The organism is Pectobacterium sp. 1950-15 (assembly GCF_037136835.1).
Lineage (GTDB): Bacteria > Pseudomonadota > Gammaproteobacteria > Enterobacterales > Enterobacteriaceae > Pectobacterium.
In genome coordinates, this window is sequence record NZ_JBBBQR010000001.1 from 116924 (window position 1) to 139698 (window position 22775).

At 52.2% G+C, this 22775-nt stretch carries 23 protein-coding genes; 4 read left to right on the top strand and 19 right to left on the bottom strand.

Features of this window, described 5'->3' with window-relative positions; all coding sequences use genetic code 11:
- Nucleotides 1–55: 55 nt before the first annotated feature.
- The 15 genes from rnhB to rpsB all read right to left on the bottom strand — a co-directional run bounded on the left by rnhB (nt 56) and on the right by rpsB (nt 15253).
- Nucleotides 56–652, bottom strand: coding sequence for a ribonuclease HII (rnhB, locus tag WCT94_RS00450; protein ID WP_012773643.1), 597 nt, complete (start codon nt 650–652; stop codon nt 56–58).
- Nucleotides 653–687: 35 nt separating this feature from the next.
- Entirely contained in the window at nt 688–1839 is a 1152-nt protein-coding gene (gene lpxB, locus WCT94_RS00455; protein ID WP_180778216.1) for a lipid-A-disaccharide synthase, read from the bottom strand.
- A gap of 3 nt (nt 1840–1842) precedes the next feature.
- Nucleotides 1843–2631, bottom strand: coding sequence for an acyl-ACP--UDP-N-acetylglucosamine O-acyltransferase (gene lpxA / locus WCT94_RS00460; RefSeq protein ID WP_012773641.1), 789 nt, complete (start codon nt 2629–2631; stop codon nt 1843–1845).
- 4 nt (nt 2632–2635) lie between these two features.
- Nucleotides 2636–3091, bottom strand: coding sequence for a 3-hydroxyacyl-ACP dehydratase FabZ (gene fabZ / locus WCT94_RS00465; RefSeq protein WP_010284842.1), 456 nt, complete (start codon nt 3089–3091; stop codon nt 2636–2638).
- 102 nt (nt 3092–3193) lie between these two features.
- The gene (gene lpxD, locus WCT94_RS00470; protein WP_180742186.1) at nt 3194–4216 is read right to left on the bottom strand and encodes a UDP-3-O-(3-hydroxymyristoyl)glucosamine N-acyltransferase; all 1023 of its coding nucleotides are present in this window, start codon (nt 4214–4216) and stop codon (nt 3194–3196) included.
- A gap of 3 nt (nt 4217–4219) precedes the next feature.
- Nucleotides 4220–4717: a molecular chaperone Skp gene (skp, locus tag WCT94_RS00475; RefSeq protein WP_012773638.1), complete on the bottom strand. Its 498-nt coding sequence runs from the start codon at nt 4715–4717 to the stop codon at nt 4220–4222.
- A gap of 142 nt (nt 4718–4859) precedes the next feature.
- Nucleotides 4860–7292, bottom strand: a complete 2433-nt coding sequence (bamA, locus tag WCT94_RS00480) for an outer membrane protein assembly factor BamA (RefSeq protein WP_336867217.1) — start codon at nt 7290–7292, stop codon at nt 4860–4862.
- A gap of 35 nt (nt 7293–7327) precedes the next feature.
- On the bottom strand, nt 7328–8683 hold the full coding sequence (gene rseP / locus WCT94_RS00485; RefSeq protein WP_336867219.1) for a sigma E protease regulator RseP: 1356 nt from the start codon (nt 8681–8683) through the stop codon (nt 7328–7330).
- 21 nt (nt 8684–8704) lie between these two features.
- Nucleotides 8705–9562 carry a phosphatidate cytidylyltransferase gene (gene cdsA / locus WCT94_RS00490; RefSeq protein ID WP_336867220.1) on the bottom strand — a complete coding sequence of 286 codons (858 nt, stop codon included), beginning with the start codon at nt 9560–9562 and terminating at the stop codon, nt 8705–8707.
- A 9-nt stretch (nt 9563–9571) separates the two neighbouring features.
- A complete protein-coding gene (ispU, locus tag WCT94_RS00495; RefSeq protein ID WP_012773634.1) occupies nt 9572–10333 on the bottom strand; it encodes a (2E,6E)-farnesyl-diphosphate-specific ditrans,polycis-undecaprenyl-diphosphate synthase in 762 nt (253 codons plus the stop codon).
- Between the two features lie 198 nt (nt 10334–10531).
- On the bottom strand, nt 10532–11728 hold the full coding sequence (gene ispC / locus WCT94_RS00500; protein WP_336867224.1) for a 1-deoxy-D-xylulose-5-phosphate reductoisomerase: 1197 nt from the start codon (nt 11726–11728) through the stop codon (nt 10532–10534).
- 238 nt (nt 11729–11966) lie between these two features.
- A complete protein-coding gene (gene frr, locus WCT94_RS00505; protein ID WP_012773632.1) occupies nt 11967–12524 on the bottom strand; it encodes a ribosome recycling factor in 558 nt (185 codons plus the stop codon).
- A gap of 135 nt (nt 12525–12659) precedes the next feature.
- Complete coding sequence (pyrH, locus tag WCT94_RS00510; RefSeq protein ID WP_012773631.1) at nt 12660–13385, bottom strand: UMP kinase; 726 nt, start codon at nt 13383–13385, stop codon at nt 12660–12662.
- Nucleotides 13386–13541: 156 nt separating this feature from the next.
- Nucleotides 13542–14393 (bottom strand): translation elongation factor Ts, encoded by an 852-nt coding sequence (gene tsf, locus WCT94_RS00515; RefSeq protein WP_010296401.1) that lies wholly within the window; start codon nt 14391–14393, stop codon nt 13542–13544.
- A gap of 134 nt (nt 14394–14527) precedes the next feature.
- A complete protein-coding gene (rpsB, locus tag WCT94_RS00520) occupies nt 14528–15253 on the bottom strand; it encodes a 30S ribosomal protein S2 (protein WP_010284816.1) in 726 nt (241 codons plus the stop codon).
- A 345-nt stretch (nt 15254–15598) separates the two neighbouring features.
- Here rpsB and map point away from each other — a divergent pair, with 345 nt between their 5' ends.
- Genes map through WCT94_RS00540 form a run of 4 tightly spaced genes read left to right on the top strand, consistent with a single transcriptional unit; the run spans nt 15599 to nt 20449 of the window.
- Nucleotides 15599–16393 (top strand): type I methionyl aminopeptidase, encoded by a 795-nt coding sequence (map, locus tag WCT94_RS00525; protein ID WP_319846843.1) that lies wholly within the window; start codon nt 15599–15601, stop codon nt 16391–16393.
- A gap of 40 nt (nt 16394–16433) precedes the next feature.
- Complete coding sequence (gene glnD / locus WCT94_RS00530; RefSeq protein WP_336867228.1) at nt 16434–19148, top strand: bifunctional uridylyltransferase/uridylyl-removing protein GlnD; 2715 nt, start codon at nt 16434–16436, stop codon at nt 19146–19148.
- A 28-nt stretch (nt 19149–19176) separates the two neighbouring features.
- Entirely contained in the window at nt 19177–20004 is an 828-nt protein-coding gene (dapD, locus tag WCT94_RS00535; RefSeq protein WP_225087144.1) for a 2,3,4,5-tetrahydropyridine-2,6-dicarboxylate N-succinyltransferase, read from the top strand.
- A 55-nt stretch (nt 20005–20059) separates the two neighbouring features.
- The gene (locus WCT94_RS00540) at nt 20060–20449 is read left to right on the top strand and encodes a DUF3461 family protein (RefSeq protein ID WP_010284811.1); all 390 of its coding nucleotides are present in this window, start codon (nt 20060–20062) and stop codon (nt 20447–20449) included.
- 76 nt (nt 20450–20525) lie between these two features.
- Here the strand turns inward: WCT94_RS00540 and WCT94_RS00545 are convergent, their stop codons facing one another.
- The 4 genes from WCT94_RS00545 to WCT94_RS00560 form a co-directional block, all read right to left on the bottom strand.
- Nucleotides 20526–20978, bottom strand: coding sequence for a flavodoxin (locus WCT94_RS00545; protein WP_336867231.1), 453 nt, complete (start codon nt 20976–20978; stop codon nt 20526–20528).
- Nucleotides 20979–21034: 56 nt separating this feature from the next.
- Nucleotides 21035–21820 (bottom strand): tRNA pseudouridine(65) synthase TruC, encoded by a 786-nt coding sequence (gene truC / locus WCT94_RS00550; RefSeq protein WP_336867649.1) that lies wholly within the window; start codon nt 21818–21820, stop codon nt 21035–21037.
- Nucleotides 21813–22163, bottom strand: a complete 351-nt coding sequence (locus WCT94_RS00555) for a YqcC family protein (RefSeq protein WP_012773624.1) — start codon at nt 22161–22163, stop codon at nt 21813–21815. Before WCT94_RS00555 ends, truC begins: the two co-directional genes overlap by 8 nt.
- A 91-nt stretch (nt 22164–22254) precedes the next feature.
- A complete protein-coding gene (locus tag WCT94_RS00560) occupies nt 22255–22701 on the bottom strand; it encodes a MarR family winged helix-turn-helix transcriptional regulator (protein WP_336867234.1) in 447 nt (148 codons plus the stop codon).
- Nucleotides 22702–22775 lie beyond the last annotated feature (74 nt).

Consider the following 22775-nt stretch of genomic DNA (forward strand, 5'->3'; position numbering starts at 1 on the left):
AGCATGGCAGGCACGACTACGTGCGCACGCCACACCGAGAGTTAATGATGATGTTTTACGCCAGCCCTAATGCTCGTTTGACTGGCGCGAAGCTCCGACGGTGAAACTCAGTGGCACCCAGCGCGGCCAGTTTCTCAAGATGGAAAGCCGTTGGGTAGCCTTTGTGTTGGGCAAAACCATAAGCGGGGAAGCGTTCATCCAACTCGACCATCTCACGATCGCGAGTCACTTTCGCCATAATCGAGGCCGCGCTGATTTCTGCCACGCGACTATCCCCTTTAACAACCGCCTGAGAAGGCATCGGCAATGCCGGGCAACGGTTACCATCAATCAGAACAAAATCGGGTACAACAGCCAATCCGGCCACCGCTCGCTGCATTGCCAACATGGTAGCATGCAGGATATTCAGTTGATCAATCTCTTCCGGCTCAGCCCGGCCAAGGCTCCACGCCAGCGCCTTCTCTTTGATTTCATCATAGAGTGCTAGCCGGCGTTTTTCACTCAGCTGTTTAGAATCTGCCAGCCCGACAATTGGCCTAGTCGGATCAAGAATCACCGCCGCCGTCACGACAGCACCAACCAGAGGACCGCGCCCCACTTCATCAACGCCAGCGATACAGGTCGCCTGCGGATAGATAAATATTTCACTCATGGCTTTATTAACATGGTCTTACGAATAGGGTTTTATTAACGCGGCTTGACTAATTCCAGTACCGCCTGAGCCGCTTGCTCATCAGCGTTACAGCGAATCTGCTGATGCAAATCCACAAATGTCGTACGCAGCGCAGCCGTTTTATCCGAATCTGCAAACAGCGGCAATAGCGCAGCGGCCAGTTTGTCAGGTGTACAGTCGGTCTGAAGCAATTCCGTCACCAGTTCGCGCCCAGCCAGCAAATTCGGCAGCGACACCCACTGTGTTTTGACCAGACGCTGTGCCAGCCAGAAGGTAAAGGGTTTCATGCGGTAACCCACCACCATCGGGCATTTTGCCAGCATACACTCCAGCGCCGCCGTACCGGATGCCAATAGCGCCGCATCACTGGCAATCATGGCTTCCCGCGCCTGTCCATCCAGCAGATGCACGCGCAAATCGGGGGCCACACTGCTTTTGATCTGCTCAAACTGTTCACGCCGCTTGCTGTTCACCAGCGGAACGACAATTTCCAGATCGGGAAAATGCTCGCGCAGCAGCACAGCGGTCTTGAGGAAATCGGCGCTAAGCATTTCTACTTCTGCGTTGCGGCTACCCGGCAGCAGCGCCAGACAGTGCGCCTCTGGCGCAATGCCCAACGTCGCACGTGCGGCCTGCTTATCGGGATGCAGCGGCATTGCATCGGCCATCGTGTGGCCGATAAAGCGGCAAGGCACATTGAAACGATCGTAAAACGCTTTTTCAAAAGGCAAAAAGGCCAGCACCAGATTGGTCGCTTTACCTATTTTGAAAACGCGTTTTTGACGCCATGCCCACACGGACGGGCTGACGTAGTGAATGGTATTGATGCCGCGCTGCTTGAGGTTCCCCTCCAGCGTGATGTTGAAATCAGGTGCATCAATCCCCACGAAGACATCGGGCTGAAGCTCGCTGAAACGTTGGGTCAAATCCCGCCGAATTTTCAGCAGGCGAGGAAGCCGACCCAGCACTTCAACAATGCCCATGACGGCCAGCTCTTCCATCTCGTACCAGGCTTCACAGCCTTCAGCCTGCATACGCGGTCCAGCAACGCCGACAAACCGCGCATCGGGCACCTTTTCTTTTAGCGCTCGGATCAGGCCTGCGCCAAGGATGTCGCCGGAAGTTTCCCCGGCGACCAGCCCAATAGTCAAAGGACGTGATGACATGGATTAACGAATGATGCCGCGAGTAGAACGGGCAAAGAAATCGGTAAACGCCTGCACAGCCGGGTGTTCCGCCGCCAGCGCTTCAATTTCCGGCTTCACTTCGTCCAGCGTTTTACCGCTGCGGTAGAGCAGCTTGTACGCGTTACGGATCGCGTGCAGAGTATCTTTCTCGAATCCACGACGCTTCAGACCTTCAATGTTCAGGCCAAACGGCGTGGCATGGTTACCCTGCGCGATAACATATGGCGGCACATCTTGCGCCACACCAGAACATCCGCCCACCATAACGTGAGCACCGATGATGCAGAACTGGTGTACTGCCGTCATCCCACCGATAATCGCAAAATCATCGACGGAAACGTGACCACCCAGCGTTGCGTTATTCGCCAGAATACAGCGATTGCCCACCACGCAGTCGTGCGCGATATGCGTGTTGATCATCAACAGGTTATCGCTACCGACTTTAGTCAACCCACCGCCCTGTGTCGTGCCGCGATGAATCGTGACGCTTTCACGGATGCGGTTACGATCGCCAATCTCAACGCGGGTCGGTTCCCCAGCATATTTGAGATCCTGATTCACTTCACCAATTGACGTGAACTGATAGATTTCATTATCGCGACCAATTTTAGTGACGCCATTGACGACGACATGTGATTTCAGCACCGTACCCGCACCGATCTCAACCTGAGAACCGATATAGCAGAACGGGCCAATATGAACGCCAGCGCCAATGATGGCACCGTCTTCAACAATCGAACTTGGGTGAATAAAGGCGGTTTGATCAATCACGTTATCAGGACTCCCGACGGCGAGCACACATCATTGACGCTTCGCAGGCCACTTCGCCATCAACTTTGGCAACACCTTTAAAGCGTGCAACGCCGCGACGCTCTTTGATGAATTCAACTTCAAGGATCATTTGATCGCCTGGCTGCACAGGGCGCTTAAAGCGCGCTTCGTCCACCGCGGCGAAATAGTACAGCTCACCCGGTTCCAGTTTACCCACGCTTTTAAACGCCAGAATACCAGTGGCCTGAGCCATCGCTTCCAGAATCAGCACGCCGGGAAAAATCGGTTTGCCCGGGAAATGGCCCTGGAAGAAGGGTTCGTTGAAAGAGACGTTTTTCACCGCCCGCAGAAACTTCCCTTCTTCAAAATCCAGTACCCGATCAACCAATAAAAATGGGAAACGGTGCGGTAATAGTTCTAAAATCTCTTCAATATGCAGAGTATGAGTGTCAGTAGTCAAAATACTCTTCCTGTCCATAAAAACTGATGCCATCAACAACACGGCCTGCGCAGACCCTAAATTAGGTGTCTTCAGGCAGGCCGCAAATAAAAACGCGAGTGATTAAACGTTATCGACTTTTCGTTCAACGGCTTTCAACCGTTTGCTTATCTCATCAATATTCATCACCAGCGCTGCGGTTTTACGCCATACTTTGTTGGGTTGCAAAGGAATGCCCGAAGAGTATACCCCAGGTTCTGTGATGGGTCGCATGACCATCCCCATTCCCGTTACCGTCACTTTATCGCAGATTTCCATGTGCCCGTTAATTACGCTGGCACCACCGATCATGCAATAACGACCAATTTTCAAGCTCCCCGCCATAATGACGCCACCCGCTACCGCGGTATTGTCGCCAATCACGACGTTGTGCGCAATCTGACATTGGTTATCAATGATAACACCATTGCCAATGACCGTATCATCCAACGCGCCACGATCGATAGTGGTGCTTGCGCCGATCTCAACCCGATCACCAATTCTGACCGTTCCTAACTGCGGGATTTTCACCCAGTTACCGCGATCGTTGGCATAGCCAAAACCGTCTGAACCGATAACCGTTCCCGACTGGATCAGGCAATGCTCACCCAGCTCAACGCGGTGATAAATCGTTACATTTGCCCACAAACGGGTACCGGCACCAATGCGGGCATCTTTACCGATAAAGCAGCCGGGGCCAATAACAACGCCATCACCCAACTGTGCGCCAGATTCGATGACGGCATTTGCACCAACGGATACCTGCTGCCCCAGCGTCGCGTCTGGCGCGATAACCGCGCTCGGCGCAATATCGGTTGCCGGTTGTGGCGTGGTATCCAGCAGTTGCGCCATACGCGCATAGGTAAGGTAGGGATTCTTCACTACCAGCGCAGTAACCTGACAGTAAGGTAAATCCGCTTCCGTCAGCACGACCGCTGACGCTTGCGTCCCAGCCAGTTGCTCACGGTAACGACTGTCGGAAAGAAACGTAATTTGCCCAGTTTTTGCCGAATGCATAGAAGCAACACCGGTGATGACGATATCGCCATCACCGTGTAATTGTGCATCCAACTGTTGAGCTAACGCGTCCAGTCGAATTGAATACATGTATTATTTAACCTGTTTCAGCACATCAGCAGTAATGTCTTTCGCATTGGCGACATACGCAACAGCGTTAGCGTCAATCACAACATCATAGCCTTCTTTGGTTGCAACAGCTTTCACGGCATCCTGAATACGGCTCAGGATTTTGTTGCGTTCTTCCATCTGACGACGACGGTTGTCCTGGTCAAAAGCCTGCGCTTTGGTAGAGAACTGCTCACGCTGCGCCATGACGTCCTTCTCCATTTTGCTGCGATCGCTCGCTTTCATGGTAGAACCATCACGCTGCAACTTCTGCATCTTGGTCTGTAAATCGTTTTCCATAGATTGCAGTTCAGAAGCACGGCCTTTGAACTCGTTTTCCAGCTGTTTGCCAACGGTTTCACGCTGCGGCAGCTGTTGGAAAATGCTGGAGACGTTAACAACGGCAATTTTGTCAGCAGCCTGAACGCTGGCTGAAGCAGCCAATGCTAAACCGAGGCCTGCGGCACATAACCACTTTTTCACTATAAACTCCTCAACCTAACCTATTTGTGTCTTAACACTTTAATTATGAGCATCGCGTCATAGTATGAACGGCTTATGTTCAACCGTTCATATTCACGAGCAACGATGCGACATTCCCTGCATACGACCTATTGACGTCACACTACCAGGTTTTGCCAATGTTAAACTGGAATTGTTCCGACTTGTCTCCATCGTACTTTTTAACCGGCTGGGCATAGGAGAAGACCAATGGCCCAAGCGGAGACATCCATTGCAACGCGATACCGCTGGAAACACGGAAGTTGCTCGCTTTGCTGTAATCCGGCACGCCTGCGGCAATCGTTTCAGGGGTATTTTCCCAGTTGGTATCCCACACCGTACCACCATCGACAAAGAAGGAAGTACGGACGGAGCTCGCGTATTTGTCGCTGATAAACGGCGTCGGCACAATCAGTTCCGCACTCAGCACGGCCATCGCGTTACCGCCCACGGCGTCATTTAGCCTGGTTTTATCAATTGCGCAGCTCGAATAAGGCGTTGAAGTTGTGGCACAGTTGTAATATGCCGCTTTAGGACCAATGGTATTCGACTGGAAGCCACGCACCGTGCTGGAACCACCGGCATAGAAGTTGTCGTAGAACGGCACTTCTTTACCACCGAGACCATCAGCAAAGCCCGCACGCGTACGGCCCATCACCACCCACTTACCACTCTCGGTCAACGGATAGTAACTCGCCGAATCAAACGTCAGTTTGTAGTATTCGTTATCCGAGCCCGGCACCGTGACTTTCACATTCGCAGACGCACGTGTTCCTTTCGTCGGGAAGTAGCCGCGATCCAGATTGTTATACGACCATCCGGTATTCAGGAAGAAATCGTTCGCTTTAAAGTCCGCACTCGACTTATTACTATTGCCAACAACAACTTCGGGATTTACACCCACAGAATTCAGATAACGCCACATCGCCACCTGCGGTCTCATATCCGACAGATCGTTATGTACATAATCCAGACCGACACGCAGTGAGTTATTCTCGTTAATCGGGAAGCCCAGCGTACTGCCAACGCCGTAACTCACGTTGGTATAGTCGGACAGATCGGCGTCTGACGCCTCAAATTTGTTATAGAAGATGCGGCCACCGAGGCTAACGCCATCGACGGTAAAGTACGGGTCGGTCAGTGACAGTTCAACATACGTCTGGTAGTCGTTTTTCGTCCCGCTGATACCAACAGAATTACCCGTTCCCAGCCAGTTGTCCTGCTGAACCCCGGCCTGGAAGCTCACGCCACTTTCTGTACCGAAACCGACACCAAAGTTGAAGGTACCGGTATTACGCTCTTTGACTTTATACGTTACATCAACCTGATCGACGACGCCGGGAACGCGCTGCGTTTCTACATCAACGCTTTCAAAGAATCCCAGTCGGTTTAGACGCTCTTTGCCCTGTTCAACCAGATCGTTACCTAACCAGGCCCCCTCCATCTGACGCATTTCACGGCGCAGGACAGTGTCTTTAGATGTGTCGTTACCATCAAAGCGGATATGGCGCACATAGAAACGGTTACCGGCATCAACGTTGATGTTTAATCTCACCGTCTTGTCTGCATCATTAATTTCCGGCTGTGTTACCACGCGCGGATAGGCATAGCCATAACGACCCAGCAGTTTCTTGATGTCCTCTTCCATCCGGGTCACTTTCGTCCCGTTGTAGAGTTCACCCGGTTCAATCTTCGTCAGCCCTTCGATTTCCGCGGAGTGACCAGCCAGATTACCTTTCACCGTCACGCCGGACAGCTTGTACTGCTCGCCTTCCGTCATGTTGATGGTGATGTAGATGCCTTTTTTATCTGGCGTCAGACTCACCTGTGTGGAATCAATATTGAAACGCGCATAGCCGCGATCCAGATAGAAACTCCGGAGGGTTTCCAGATCGCCGGACAATTTTTGTTTCTGGTATTTGCGATCGCCAACCACGTTCCACCACGGCACTTCATCACGCAGTTGGAAACGCGAGATCAATTCGTCGGAGCTGAACGCTTTGTTACCGACAATATTAATCTGTTGGATCTTGGCGGAAACGCCCTCCGTGAAGACCAGTTTCAGGTCTACACGGTTACGCGGAAGTGGCGTGACAACGGCTTTAACCGATGCACTGTACTTACCCACGCTGTAGTAGAAATCTTCCAGTCCTTTTTCGATGCTGGTGAGTGCGGTGCGATCCAACGCTTCACCGACGCGCACGCCGGAGGCCTCCAGGTTTTCTTTCAGCATGTCGTCTTTGACTGACTTATTGCCGGAAAACGTGACGCTGGCGATTGTTGGACGTTCTTTCACCTGCACAATCAGCGTTCCGCCGTCTCGCAGGACGCGAACATCTTCAAAATTTCCGGTCGCAAACAAGGCACGGATGGTATTACCGATATCATCGTCACCGATGGTATCACCAACGCGGACTGGCATACTAAGTAGTGCCGCCCCGACGGCAACTCTTTGCAGGCCCTCGAAATGAATGTCCTTCACTACGAACCCGTCTGCACCGTATACGGTTGCGCTGCTGAACAGCAGCGACGCTATGAGCAACTTTTTGATCGCCATCGTTGTTATGCGTTTTTCCTAACCTAATCCCGCGCCTAGAGACGAGAGAAATCATTGAAAAGTGCGAGTCCCATTAACAACATCAGCAACACTGTACCAATGCGATAGCTAACGTCCTGCACACGCTCAGAAACCGGCCTGCCCTTCAGCTTTTCAACCGCAAGAAAGAGCAGGTGTCCACCATCCAATACCGGCAGAGGGAACAGATTGATGATCCCCAAATTGACGCTGATTAAGGCCAAAAACATCAGGTAATAAATCAATCCATAATCTGCTGACATTCCTGCGCCCTGAGCAATCGAAATGGGACCACTCAGGTTGTTCAGCTTAACATCACCCATAACCAGTTTCCCTAACATACTGACGGTCAATTTCATCAGTTGCCAGGTTTTATCTGTTGCCTGGTAGATTGCGCTAAACGGCCCATACTGGCGCACAGTCCTGTATTCTTCAGGCAGTGGCGTCACACTTGGCATAACGCCCGCCAGCCCTTCAACTCTGCCACTCCCCACAGATTTGCTGTCTGGCGTTAACGTCAACGGTACTGCTGCACCGTTTCGCTCTACCTCCAGCGCAATAGATTGTCCGGGGTTATCACGCACGGCGATGACGAAATCACGCCATTGCGCTAGCACCTGCCCGTCGACTTTAACGATCCTATCACCGACTTGCAAACCTGCTTTTTCCGCCGCTGACCCAGCCTGCACCTGATGCAGTACCGGCTCAATTTGCGGACCGCGCGGAATAATCCCGAGCGAAGCGGCAGGATCTTGCTTATCAGGCTCAAACTGCCAATCGCGCAAATCCAGCGTTTTCTGGACGACACGGTCAGAACCTAACGGTGCGGTTCCAATCACCACCTCGCTATCGCCGATTTTACCGATCAGCGCCAGACGCGCAGTATCCCAATCAGGCGTTTCGATACCATCTACTGACTTTAGTTCCATTCCCGCCGACATTTCCGCTTGCGCCGCGATGGAGTTGGGCAGTATTTCACCCACAACAGGACGAACGCCCGGCACGCCGAGAATAAACACCAGCCAGTACGCCACAATGGCAAACAGGAAATTGGCAATCGGGCCAGCGCTGACGATAGCCGCACGCTGCCAGACCGTTTTACTGTTAAATGATTGGTGGCGGAATTCTGGCGCAACCGTGTCGACGCGCTCATCCAGCATCTTGACGTAGCCGCCAAGCGGGATTAGCGCGATCACGAATTCTGTACCGGTACGATCGCGACGACGCCATATTGCGCGACCAAAGCCAACGGAGAAGCGTTCGACCTTCACACCACAGCGGCGAGCCACCCAGAAATGCCCAAACTCATGGACGGTGACCAGCACACCCAGTGCGATGATAAACGCGGCAAGATTCCAGAGAAAACTCAGCATAAATAGCTCTACCGCTTTATTCTAAGCCACTTTAAACAGCAGCAGCATCAGGCAAGAGAACACAGGAACCGCAGCAGTCAGGCTGTCGATACGATCGAGCACACCACCGTGCCCCGGAATCAAATGGCTACTGTCTTTGATGCCCGCCTCGCGTTTGAACATGCTTTCCGTCAAATCACCCAGTACCGAGGCCAACGCAGCGGCGATAGAACAAATCAGCAACGTCGAGGGGGAGACCGTTAATGGCGCATAGAGGCTAAACAGCACGGAGATAAGCGCTGAGGTCGCCAGACCGCCGAGAAAGCCTTCCCAGGTTTTACCCGGCGAAACTTTTGGCGCGAGTTTACGCTTACCAAACAATTTACCGAACATGTAGGCACCACTGTCCGCTCCCCACACCAGCAGCATGACGTACAGCAGCCACCAGGCACCCGTGAACGGATTAATCGCGTAATTATAATGACGAAGCGCGACCATGCCCCAGAAAAACGGCACGATCGTCATGATGCCGAACACCAGCCGCAATGCGCGCGAATGGCGCCAGAAGGAGGCAGAAGCCGGATAGAACAGAACCAACAGCAACGCCACACCCCACCACACCAGCGATGACCAGAGTGCGATACTGATTTGCGGAATATGGACGGAATAATGGTAGGCCGGGAGTGACAACAGCATCAGCGCCAGCAAGAAACCACACAGGATCGCGAGCCACAGGCGTTGACCATAAGAGGCAAACCCTGCCAACTGACCCCATTCCCATGCCGCCAGCATACAGACAGCCAGCGTAACAAGCGTGAATCCCAGAGGAGGCAGCAAGAACAGCGCCGCAATAACAATTGGGATCAAAATAAAAGCAGTAATCAGGCGATACTTCAGCAAAAGTTCCCCCTAGGATGCATCAGCATCGATAGGTGTTGTTCCCCCGAAGCGGCGCTCGCGTTGTGCAAAAGCATTCAGCGCACCTTCAAAGACTTGTTCATCGAAATCAGGCCAGAGGACATCAGTAAAGTAAAGTTCAGCATAAGCAATTTGCCACAGAAGAAAATTACTGATGCGGTGTTCTCCACCGGTTCTGATCACCAAATCAACCGGAGCCAGATCATTCAGACAGATGTACTGACATAATGACGCTTCATTAATGCTATCAGGGCGCAGGATGCCTTCCTGAACCTGCTCTGCAAGTTGCCGTACTCCCTGAATAATATCCCAACGGCCGCCATAATTCGCGGCAATATTCAGTGTGAGCCCCTGATTCTTTTCTGTCAGCGCCTCTGAACGGCGAATGCGTTCTTGTAAACGCGGGCTGAAGCGACCGATATCACCGATCACCCGCAAGCGGACATTATGCTTGTGCAGACTTTTTACTTCGCTGTCCAGCGCCCGAACAAACAGTTCCATGAGTGCGGAAACTTCCTGCGCCGGACGGTTCCAGTTTTCACTACTAAATGCGTAAAGCGTTAGTGCGTCCAGTCCTTGGCTTACTGCAAAACTGACAGAACGTCGCACAGCCTTTACACCAGCCTGATGGCCAAAAATCCGCATTTTCCCCCGGCTTTTCGCCCAGCGACCATTGCCATCCATGATAATGGCAACATGCCGCGGTCCGGCGGGTGGCAGATCGTGAGTATTTTTTTGATTATCGGACGGCATAACGCGTACTTATTTCCTCAAGCAAGAAATACAACAGTCCTTCCGTAACATCAGACCCCGTTAGCGCAAAAAAAGCCGTGAACGATCACGGCTTAGCTTAATGGTCGATTAAACAACTTTCACATAATCAACCACTGAGTGGCGCAGACTATACCACCTCCACCGCACATGAACAAATTGTGCCACGGGTCTATCCGGCTATCGCGCGTAGTGTGTCAGGATCTGTGCTGCGGTCTGTCTGGCCCAGCGATCGATGTCAAGAACATCATCAACGCTGGCAGGCTCTGGTAATGTAAGTTGTTCAATAACATACCGATTTACCGCCGCAATATCCGTAAAGCGAATCTGCGACTGCAAAAATGCCGCTACCGCAATTTCATTCGCGGCGTTCAATGCCGTCGTGGCCGACTGACCCTGATTACAGGCATCAATTGCCAACTGTAAACAAGGATAGCGCGCATAGTCCGGCGCCAAAAATGTCAGCGCGCCAATCTGGCAAAAATCTAACGCTTTTGCGCCCGATGTCACACGTTCAGGGTAAGCCATCGCATGGGCAATCGGCGTACGCATATCAGGCGAGCCTAACTGCGCCAGAACGCTACCATCACGGTAACGCACCATCGAGTGAATCACTGACTGCGGATGAATAATGACTTCCATCTGCTCAGCAGAAGCGTTAAACAGCCAGCGCGCTTCGATATACTCCAGCCCTTTGTTCATCATCGTGGCGGAATCAACCGAAATTTTGCGCCCCATTGACCAGTTTGGATGCGCACACGCCTGATCCGGCGTCATGTCTGCCAACGCCGACACCGCTGTCTCACGAAACGGTCCGCCAGACCCAGTCAAAATAATCCGTTCGACACCATGCTGCGACAATGAAGCGTAGCCTAATTGACGCTGAATTTGCTCAGGTAAACTCTGAAAAATCGCATTATGTTCGCTATCAATCGGTAAAAGCTGTGCGCCACTTTGCGCTACGGCGTCCATAAAGAGACGCCCGCAGGTAACCAGTGATTCTTTATTCGCCAACAAGACCTGTTTTCCGGCATGAATTGCCGCCAGCGTCGGCAATAATCCTGCTGCTCCCACAATCGCGGCCATGACCTGATCGACGCCATCCAATGCAGCAAGGTCACACGCCGCCTGCTCTCCAGCCAAAACCTCCGTTTTGCAGCCGTACTCCGCCAACTGCTGACGCAGAGACGTTGCAGAGGCTTCATCAGCCATTGAGGCATAGGCGGGTTGGAAAGTGAGACACTGCTCCAGCATCAGCTTGACGTTATAACCGGCGGATAGCGCGCGCACAGAAAACTTATCGGGGTTGGCTTTAATGACGGCCAGCGAACTGACGCCAATAGAACCAGTGGAACCAAGAATTGTCAGTTGCTTCATTAAAAATGCTCTGAATAACCGGATTTGATGACAGGAAGGTACACGAGTCTGAGACGATTACCATGATATATCTCTGCTATCGATCACAGTCACGACAGCCGCAGACCTATACATAGCAAAAAATTGTTTACTACCCAGAGGGGCTGGCCTTCACCCATTCCTTGTACAAAAAATAAAGCGCCGCCGGAAAAAGGGGCAAGCCCACACGTTTCCTGCGACGCAATATCTAACAGGCTGATTAGAACTCCATCAGCTCCGCTTCTTTCTCTGCCAGTGCTGTATCTACTTTCTTGATGAAGTTATCAGTCAGTTTCTGCACGTCGTCCTGTGCACGACGTTCTTCATCTTCGCTGATCGCTTTATCTTTCAGCAGCGCTTTCAGTTTATCGTTAGCATCACGGCGCACGTTGCGTACAGAAACACGCCCTTGCTCCGCTTCGCCACGAACGACTTTAATCAGATCTTTACGGCGTTCTTCCGTCAATGGCGGCAGCGGAACACGGATGACGGTGCCAGCAGAAGACGGGTTCAGGCCGAGATCGGAAGCCATGATAGCTTTCTCAACTGCCGGGCCAAGCGTACGATCGAATACCGTAATCGCCAGCGTGCGGGAATCTTCTACGACAACGTTAGCAACCTGACGCAGTGGCGTTGCGCTGCCATAGTATTCAACCTGGATGCCATCGAGAATGCTAGGCGATGCACGGCCAGTACGGATTTTGCTGATCTGGTTTTTAAACGCTTCAACACATTTGTCCATGCGCGTTTCAGCATCTTTTCTGATTTCATTAGTCACGTTGTGAACCCTTGAAAACTGGTTGCCTGGCGGACCATGTCAGTACATGATCCGGTGAATAATTAATGCCAGCGCTCGGCTGACGTATGGAGCAATACTGAGAATATATTACCCCATAATCGGGATTAGCCGTTATTACTGACTAATCAACGTCCCTTCTTTTTCACCCATGACAACGCGACGCAGTGCGCCAGGTTTGTTCATGTTGAAAACGCGGATCGGCAAATTATGGTCGCGTGCCAGCGTGAACGCAGCAAGATCCATCACTTTCAGCTCACGTTCCAGCACTTCCTGATAGGTCAGCGAATCGTATAACGTTGCTGAAGGATCTTTTACCGGATCGGCAGAATAGACGCCATCAACTTTGGTCGCTTTCAATACAACATCTGCTTCAATCTCAATGCCGCGCAGGCAAGCCGCAGAATCCGTGGTAAAGAAAGGGTTACCGGTACCGGCGGAGAAAATCACCACGCGGTTATTACGCAGCAGGCTAATCGCTTCCGCCCAGCTGTAATTGTCACAGACGCCATTCAGGGGAATGGCCGACATCAGGCGAGCGTTCACATAGGCACGGTGCAACGCATCACGCATTGCCAGACCATTCATGACGGTCGCCAGCATTCCCATGTGGTCGCCCACAACGCGGTTCATACCCGCTTTAGCCAGACCCGCGCCACGAAACAGGTTACCACCGCCGATAACCACACCGACCTGAATGCCTAACTCAACCAGTTCTTTCACTTCCTGAGCCATGCGATCCAGAATGCTCGCATCGATACCAAAACCTTCAGTTCCCTGTAAAGCTTCGCCACTGAGCTTCAGCAGGATTCGTTGATAGACGGGTTTTGCATTGGTTGCCATGGTGTTCTTATCCTACAGGCTGTCGTCGTATTGGGGGGTTGTAAACATCAAAACTGTTCCACCCGGCACCTATCTGAATGCAGGAAGCCAAGCGTACTGAAACTATTTGGGCTGGATAAAAAGGAACCGCCAACTGGCGGCTCTTTTTTTTACTGATTAAGACTGCTTACTCATCGCTGCAACTTCAGCAGCAAAATCAGTCTCAACTTTCTCAATACCTTCACCCACTTCGAAACGGATGAAGTTAGTCACGTCAGCATTGTGCTCTTTCAGCAGCTGACCAACAGATTTGGCTGGATCCATAACGAAAGGCTGACCAGTCAGAGAAACTTCGCCGGTGAATTTCTTCATACGGCCTTCAACCATTTTCTCTGCGATTTCTTTCGGCTTGCCAGACTGCATCGCGATTTCCAACTGAACCTGGTACTCTTTCTCTACCACTTCAGCGGACACGTCTTCAGGCTTAACGAATTCAGGCTTGCTTGCAGCAACGTGCATAGCCAGGTGTTTAACCAGCTCTTCGTCAGCACCTTTAGCAGCAACCAGAACACCGATGCGCGCACCGTGTTGGTAGTTACCCAGAACTTCGCCTTCCAGAGCAGAAACGCGGCGAATGTTGATGTTCTCACCGATTTTCGCAACCAGCGCAACACGCTCTTCTTCGAACTGTGCTTTCAGCACGTCAACATCAGTGATTTTGCCTGCAACTGCAGCGTCCAGCACTTTGTCAGCAAATGCCTGGAAACCACCATCTTTAGCAACGAAGTCAGTCTGGCAGTTAACTTCCAGGATCACAGCGTAGTTACCGTCGATCTTAGTCTTGATTACGCCATCAGCAGCAACGTTACCTGCTTTCTTAGCAGCTTTGATTGCGCCGGATTTACGCATGTTTTCGATTGCCAGCTCGATGTCGCCGTTAGCTTCAACCAGCGCTTTCTTACATTCCATCATGCCCGCAGCGGTACGCTCACGCAGCTCTTTTACCAGGGATGCGGTAATTTCAGCCATTCTAAAATCCTCGGAAGATTTGTTCTGCCCGGTCGTCACGACCAAACAGCTTTAAAAGTGAAAAAGGGGCCATAAAAAGGCCCCTAACCAAACTAGTACTACCTGGTTAATAAGGGCTCAACGAGCCAGACTTATTATTCAGCTTCTACTAAGCCTTCTTCTGCCTGCACAGCCAGATCCTGAGAACGGCCTTCGCGGACAGCAGTAGCAACAGCGCTCAGGTACAGGCTAACTGCACGGATTGCGTCATCGTTACCAGGGATGATGTAGTCAACGCCATCTGGATCGGAGTTGGTATCAACCACGGCGAATACCGGAATACCCAGGTTGTTAGCTTCTTTGATTGCGATGTGCTCGTGATCGGCGTCGATAACGAACAGCGCGTCTGGCAGACCGCCCATATCTTTGATACCGCCCAGGCTGTTTTCCAGCTTGTCCAGTTCACGAGTGCGCATCAGCGCCTCTTTTTTGGTCAGCTTGTCGAACGTGCCGTCTTGAGATTGGGTTTCCAGATCTTTCAAACGTTTGATGGACTGACGAACGGTTTTCCAGTTAGTCAGCATACCGCCCAACCAACGATGGTTCACGAAGAACTGATCGCAGTTGTTGGCTGCATCTTTTACCGCTTCGCTTGCTGCGCGCTTAGTACCAACGAACAGAATTTTGCCTTTGCGAGAAGCAATTTTGCTCAGCTCAGCCAGAGCGTCGTTGAACATTGGTACAGTTTTTTCAAGGTTGATGATGTGAACTTTGTTACGCGCACCGAAGATGAATGGCTTCATTTTCGGGTTCCAGTAACGGGTCTGGTGACCAAAGTGTACGCCAGCCTTGAGCATATCGCGCATGGAAACAGTTGCCATGATTACCTCTATTAATTAAGTATGGGGTTATGCCTCCACATGTCCCATTGCGCCGACCCCATCCGGTGAAACACCTCAGGAGCACCCCGGCGAACGTGCCGACATGTGTGTGTTATTTACACAAAGTGAGTTTAGTCGATGTGGTTGGGTACCGTATAACCGATATCCAGCCGGATCATCGGCGCGCTTTATACCATAAATCCCCCAGCGACACCAACATTTGTTATTCAATCGTCCACGAATCAGAATGATAGTTTGGCAAGCCAGCGGCAGGACTGGTAACATAAGTTATTAGTTATTCATCTTAATTCTCGTGTCTTAAATGACACCTGCGGACGACCACCAATGGCAATTTCAATTAAAACTCCTGAAGACATCGAAAAAATGCGCGTCGCTGGCCGTCTGGCTGCCGAAGTCCTGGAAATCATCGAACCCCATGTGGTACCGGGCGTGAGCACTGCCGAATTGGACAGAATCTGCCACGATCATATCACCAACAAGCAGCAGGCTATTTCTGCCAGTCTGGGTTATCACGGCTTCCCGAAATCCGTCTGCATTTCCGTTAATGAAGTGGTGTGTCACGGCATTCCAAGCGATGACAAAATCCTGAAGGATGGCGATATCGTTAATATCGACGTCACCGTCATCAAAGATGGTTTCCACGGTGATACGTCAAAAATGTTCATCGCGGGAAAACCGACCATTCTGGGCGAGCGCCTCTGCCGCATCACGCAGGAAAGCCTCTACCTGGCGCTGAAAATGGTGAAACCGGGCATCCGTCTGCGCACGCTGGGCAAAGCAATCCAACAGTTTGCGGAAGGGAACAATTTCTCCGTAGTGCGTGAGTATTGCGGTCACGGCATTGGTAAAGGCTTCCACGAAGAGCCACAGGTGCTGCACTACGATGCGGATGACGGCGGCGTGGTACTGCAGGCAGGTATGGCCTTTACCATCGAACCAATGCTCAATGCCGGTGATTTCCGCATTCGTACCATGAAAGACGGCTGGACGGTAAAAACCAAAGATCGCAGCTTGTCGGCACAGTACGAGCATACTATTGTGGTAACCGATAACGGCTGCGAAATAATGACGTTGCGAAAGGATGACACCATCCCCAACATCATCACGCATGAACAGTAAACACTAAGCCGGCGAATGCCGGCTTTTTTTGGGCTGCGCTATGACAGATAACCGCTTTTCGCCAGACAGTACGCCACCCGATGCGTCCTCACCAGACAGCCCGGCAGACACCACAGCCCCCGTACAGCTCCCCGCGTCACCGCTGACCTACGCGGATGACATGCTGAATTGCCAGACGTTAAAACAGCAGTTGGAACTGTTTCAACTTTGGCTCGGTTCAGAATTCCGCGCCGGCGTCAGCGCAGAAAAACTCATAGATGCCAGAACCTTATTCATCGATCGCCTGTTACAGCGGCTGTGGTATTTCTACGGTTTTGAAAATATCGCCCAGACCTCGCTGGTCGCCGTAGGCGGATATGGCCGTGGTGAACTGCATCCGCTTTCCGATATCGATGTGCTGGTTTTAAGCCAGACGGCGCTGAGTGAGGAACATTCCCAGCGCGTCGGCCAATTCATCACCCTGCTGTGGGATCTGAAACTGGAAGTCGGCCATAGTGTCAGAACGCTGGAAGAGTGCCTACAGGAAGGGCGCGCCGATATTTCCGTCGCAACTAACCTGATCGAATCGCGCATGATATGCGGCGACGTCGCCCTGTTTCTCACGCTACAAAAACACGTGTTCAGTGACGAATTTTGGCCGTCATCCACGTTTTTTCCGGCAAAAATCGCCGAACAGCAGGAACGCCATCAACGCTATCACAGCACCAGCTACAATCTGGAACCCGACATCAAGAGCAGCCCTGGCGGGCTACGCGATATTCATACGCTGCTGTGGGTCGCGAGACGCCACTTCGGCGCCACCTCGCTGAATGAGATGGTGGGGTTCGGCTTCCTGACAGAGGCCGAACGTAAAGAGCTGAACGAGTGCCAAAGCTTTTTGTGGCGCATCCGCTTCGCTCTGCATCTGATCCTGCCGCGTTACGACAACCGGCTGCTGTTCGACAGGCAGCTTAACGTCGCGCAGCTGTTGCAATATCAGGGCGAAGGCAACACGCCAGTAGAGCGCATGATGAAGGATTTCTACCGCATGACGCGCCGCGTCAGCGAGTTGAACCAGATGCTGTTGCAGCTCTTTGACGAAGCGATTCTGGCACTGGATGCGAGTGAGAAACCTCGTCCGATTGACGATGAATTCCAGCTACGCGGTAATCTGGTGGATCTGCGTGATGAAAACCTGTTTATTAAAAAACCGGAAGCCATCATGCGCATGTTCTACCTGATGGTGCGTAACCGTGACATCAACGGTATTTACTCCACCACGTTGCGCCAGTTGCGCCATGCGCGTCGTCACCTCGCCAGCCCGCTCTGCACCATCCCAGAAGCGCGCCAGCTATTCATGAATATTCTGCGCCACCCGCATGCGGTGAGTCGTGCGCTGCTGCCAATGCATCGCCACAGCGTGCTGTGGGCGTACATGCCGCTGTGGGGAAACATTGTCGGTCAAATGCAATTCGATCTGTTCCATGCTTATACGGTGGATGAACACACGATTCGCGTCCTGCTCAAGCTGGAAAGCTTCGCCGACGAGGAGACGCGGCCACAGCACCCACTGTGCGTAGAACTTTACCCTCGCCTGCCTCAGCCCGAATTATTGCTGCTGGCCGCCCTGTTCCACGATATTGCGAAAGGCCGCGGCGGCGATCACTCTGAACTGGGTGCGCAGGACGTGCTGGAATTTGCCGCGCTGCACGGGTTGAATTCACGCGAAGCGCAACTGGTTTCCTGGCTGGTGCGCTGCCATCTGCTGATGTCCGTCACCGCACAGCGTCGCGACATTCAGGATCCTACCGTCATTCAGCAATTTGCTACCGAAGTGCAGAGCGAAACCCGCTTGCGCTATCTGGTCAGCCTGACGGTTGCGGATATCTGCGCCACCAATGAAACGCTGTGGAACAGCTGGAAACAAAGCCTGTTGCGTGAACTCTATTTCGCGACAGAGAAACAGCTGCGCCGCGGCATGCAAAATACGCCGGATTTACGCGAACGTGTCCGCCATCACCGCTTGCAGGCGCTGGCGCTGCTGCGTATGGATAACATTGACGAAGAAGCGTTGCACCGCATCTGGAGCCGCTGCCGGGCCGATTATTTCCTGCGCCACTCGCCAAATCAGCTAGCCTGGCACGCGCGTCACCTGTTGGAGCATGATGTCAGCAAACCGCTGGTGCTGATCAGCCATCAGGCCAGCCGTGGCGGTACAGAGATTTTTATCTGGAGTCCGGACAGACCTTATCTTTTCGCAGCGGTTGCCGGCGAGTTAGATCGACGCAACCTTAGCGTGCACGACGCGCAAATTTTTACCAGCCGTGACGGCATGGCGATGGATACGTTTATCGTACTGGAACCCGACGGCAGCCCATTGGCGCAGGATCGGCATGAAATGATACGCCACGCGCTCGAACAGTCGCTGACGCACCGGCATTATCAACACCCGCGCGTGCGCCGACCGTCACCCAAGCTGCGCCATTTCAGCGTGCCAACGGAAGTTAACTTTCTGCCGACACATACGGACAGACGCAGCTACATGGAACTTAGCGCGCTCGATCAGCCGGGGCTGCTGGCACGTATCGGTGAGATTTTTGCCGATCTCAACCTGTCGCTGCACGGCGCACGCATTTCCACGATCGGCGAGCGGGTAGAGGATCTTTTCATCCTGGCAGACAGCGACAGACGGGCATTAAAGCCGGATTTACGCCTTAAATTGCAAGAACGGTTGACAGAAGCCCTTAACCCAAACGATAAAGTACCATTGAGTTAATTTTCACAATCAGGAAAGAGAAATCAGGATGCACCAACAACTACAGAACATCATTGAGACGGCTTTCGAGCGCCGCGCTGAAATCACTCCGGCAAACGCAGACACCGTCACGCGTGAAGCCGTCAATCAGGCTATCAGCCTGCTGGATAGCGGCGCCCTGCGCGTTGCAGAGAAAATCGACGGCCAGTGGGTTACCCATCAGTGGCTGAAGAAAGCCGTGCTGCTCTCTTTCCGTATTAACGATAACCAACTTATCGAAGGCGGAGAAACACGCTTTTTCGACAAAGTACCCATGAAATTCGCTGACTATGATGAAGCACGTTTCCAGCGTGAAGGCGTGCGCGTTGCACCACCAGCCAGCGTGCGTCGCGGTGCTTATATCGCACGTAACACCGTACTGATGCCGTCTTACGTCAACATCGGCGCTTACGTTGATGAAGGCACCATGGTCGATACGTGGGTAACCGTAGGCTCTTGTGCTCAGATCGGTAAAAATGTTCACCTGTCCGGCGGCGTCGGCATCGGTGGTGTTCTGGAGCCATTACAGGCTAACCCAACCATCATCGAAGATAACTGCTTCATCGGTGCGCGTTCTGAAGTCGTGGAAGGCGTTGTCGTTGAGGAAGGTTCCGTCATCTCCATGGGCGTGTTCATCAGCCAAAGCACCCGTATTTACGATCGTGAAACCGGAGAAATTCACTATGGCCGCGTCCCAGCAGGCTCCGTTGTGGTTTCCGGCAACCTGCCGTCTAAAGATGGCAGCCACAGCCTGTACTGTGCAATCATTGTGAAGAAAGTGGATGCGAAAACCCGCGGCAAAGTGGGTATCAATGAGTTATTACGCTCCATCGACTAAACTAGAAACGGCGGGTTAATCACCCGCCGTTTTTTTTACCATAGAAGGTGACGCTATGTATGACAATCTAAAAAGCCTGGGCATTACCAATCCCGATGATATCGACCGCTATAGCCTGCGTCAGGAAGCGAACAACGACATCCTGAAGATCTATTTTCGTAAAGATAAGGGCGAGTTTTTCGCCAAAAGCGTGAAATTCAAATACCCACGCCAGCGTAAGACCATCGTGGCAGACAACAGCGGGCAGGGCTATAAAGAGATCAATGAGATCAGCCCAAATCTGCGCTATGTGATTGATGAGTTAGACAAGATCTGCCAACAGGAACAGGTTGAAGTCGATTTGAAACGCAAAATCCTTGACGATCTGCGTCATCTGGAAAGCGTCGTTTCCAACAAAATTACCGAAATCGAAGCGGATTTAGAGAAACTGACCAAGAACCGCTAAACACGATCATCGCTAACAGGCCGCAACGAAAACGGGAGCACGACAGGCTCCCGTTTCTCATTTCAGCACAGAATCACTATGCATCAACCAAATCAGACCATCCTTCAACCCACGGGCATGACATCACTTCCGGTTCTGGATGTTCGACGGCATCAATTTCCAAAACGTCGCCCAGACGCTTAGCACCGATGTCCTGCAATAGTGCATCGAAAAGATGCCCACCCGCGCAGAAATTCGGGTAGCTGCTATCGCCCAACGCGATCACGCCATAGCGCAGCGCAGGCTGGTAACCGCCTTTATCACGCAGTGCGGCGTAAAGCGGAACAATAGAATCAGGCAGTTGGCCTTGTCCCGTCGTCGACGTGACAACTAAAACCGTCTGCTCGCGGTAGCCCAACCAGGATTCCAGCGTCGCATCTTCAAAAACCTTAACCTCATGGCCACGATCCCTGAGGATATTTTCGGCTTCTTCGGCCACCAGCAATGCATTCCCGTAGACCGTACCAACAAAAATACCAATCTGCGCCATGCGTCTGACTCCCTTTTGAATTCGATGTGTTTGATATAAAAGTTATACGGCAGATATTACCCGACGACGTGCTCGCTATCCTGACCCGAGTCGGCAGGAAACTCAACCCCTTCAAACTCAGGGAGAATCCCCTGCCAGCCAAATTGAGTCATCACCCCCTGCCACGGCGCATCCCAGCGGGCCTGCAACGTCAATGGCTGTCCGCTCACTGGATGATCCAGTTGCAGCTCGCTGGCATGTAGCATAAGCCTGCCGCAGGAGAAATGCGTCTCCATGCCGCGGTTGTGTCGCAGGTCACCGTGCGCGGTATCGCCGATAATGGGATGACGGAGGTGTGACATATGGCGGCGGAGTTGATGTTTACGCCCGGTCTGCGGCTTCAGCTCCATCAGACTGTAGCGCGCCGTTGGGTAACGACCGATGGCAACCGGCATTTCGACCTGCGCCAAAGAACGATAATGCGTGACAGCGGGCTGCGGTGCCTTATCAGGATTAGTGAACTTGTCGGCGATCTTGTCCAGTTCTTCGGTGAGCGCATAGTCGAGCACGCCGTCATCCAGCACATAGCCTCGCACAACGGCATGATACATTTTCTGCATCTGGTGTGATTCAAACTGCTGGGATAACGCACGCGCCACCTCGCTGGACAGCGCGAGCAACAACACGCCGGATGTCGGCCTGTCGAGACGATGAACGGTATACACGTGCTGGCCTATTTGATCGCGCACGGTCTGCATCACCACGACCTTTTCTTTGCGATCCAGCCAGCTACGGTGAACTAGCCAGCCGCTAGGTTTATTGACAGCGACCAGATGCTCATCCTGATAAATAATCTCAAGCATCGTGTACTGCGCCATCCTGTGCATCCGGGCGGAACAGCTCATCGAGCAGCCCGATACGCAACAGGATCGCCGCCGTCTCTTCTGGCGTGCCTTCCAGCGCTTCTTCAAAATAGGGAAGCAAAGCCAGCTCAGCGGGCAACGCTAATTCGCTATCCAGTAAAGCATGCATACGCGGTAAAAAGACCCACTGCAACCACTCTTCGGGTTTCATGGTATCCAGGCTGAAAGGCTCAGTGCTGTTAAACGCCTCGTCTTCTGGCGGAACAACCTGCCAGAAAGGGCTTTCTCTCAATGCGCGCTCAATATCGAATAATGACTGACGAACCTGGTTCTCTCTACTCATGCGGTTTCTCGCCCTTGAAGCCAACAGTAATGGCGGCAAAGCATAGCATTGATATCAGCCTGACCCAATCGCCGGTGAAAAGACGGTTCGACTATTCACCCACCCCAGGCACATTCTCCATTTCTTGTTCAAACAACGTGCAAAACCCCTCTAAATGGGAGAAAAGCTGCTGCGTTCGTTCCTGACCCAACGCCCCGAAAACGCGTTCACTTAATATCTGCGATTGCGTCAAAATCGGTTGAGTGCGTTTCTTTCCCAGCTCGGTTAGCGTCAGGATCTTTTCCCGCTTGTCATGCGCGCTTTCAGTGATATCAATCAACCCTTGTTCTTTGAATAACTTGCAGATGCTAAACACGGTTTGTTTAGGCAGGCTCCAACGCTCACAAATATATTTTTGCGTGCATTTTCCATCTGGGGATACCGCCAAAGAATGCAGAACCGCAAAGGCATTCTGATTAAAGCCCAACTTCTTCATCCACTGTTGAAACAAGTTATCAAGGTGATTGAGTTGTCTGCCTAACTCATCTAATCGATGCATATAAAATATCCTACAAATGGGCTACTCGCTCAAAATCGCCAAGGCAATAACATCCAATCACCGTATTATCCGAC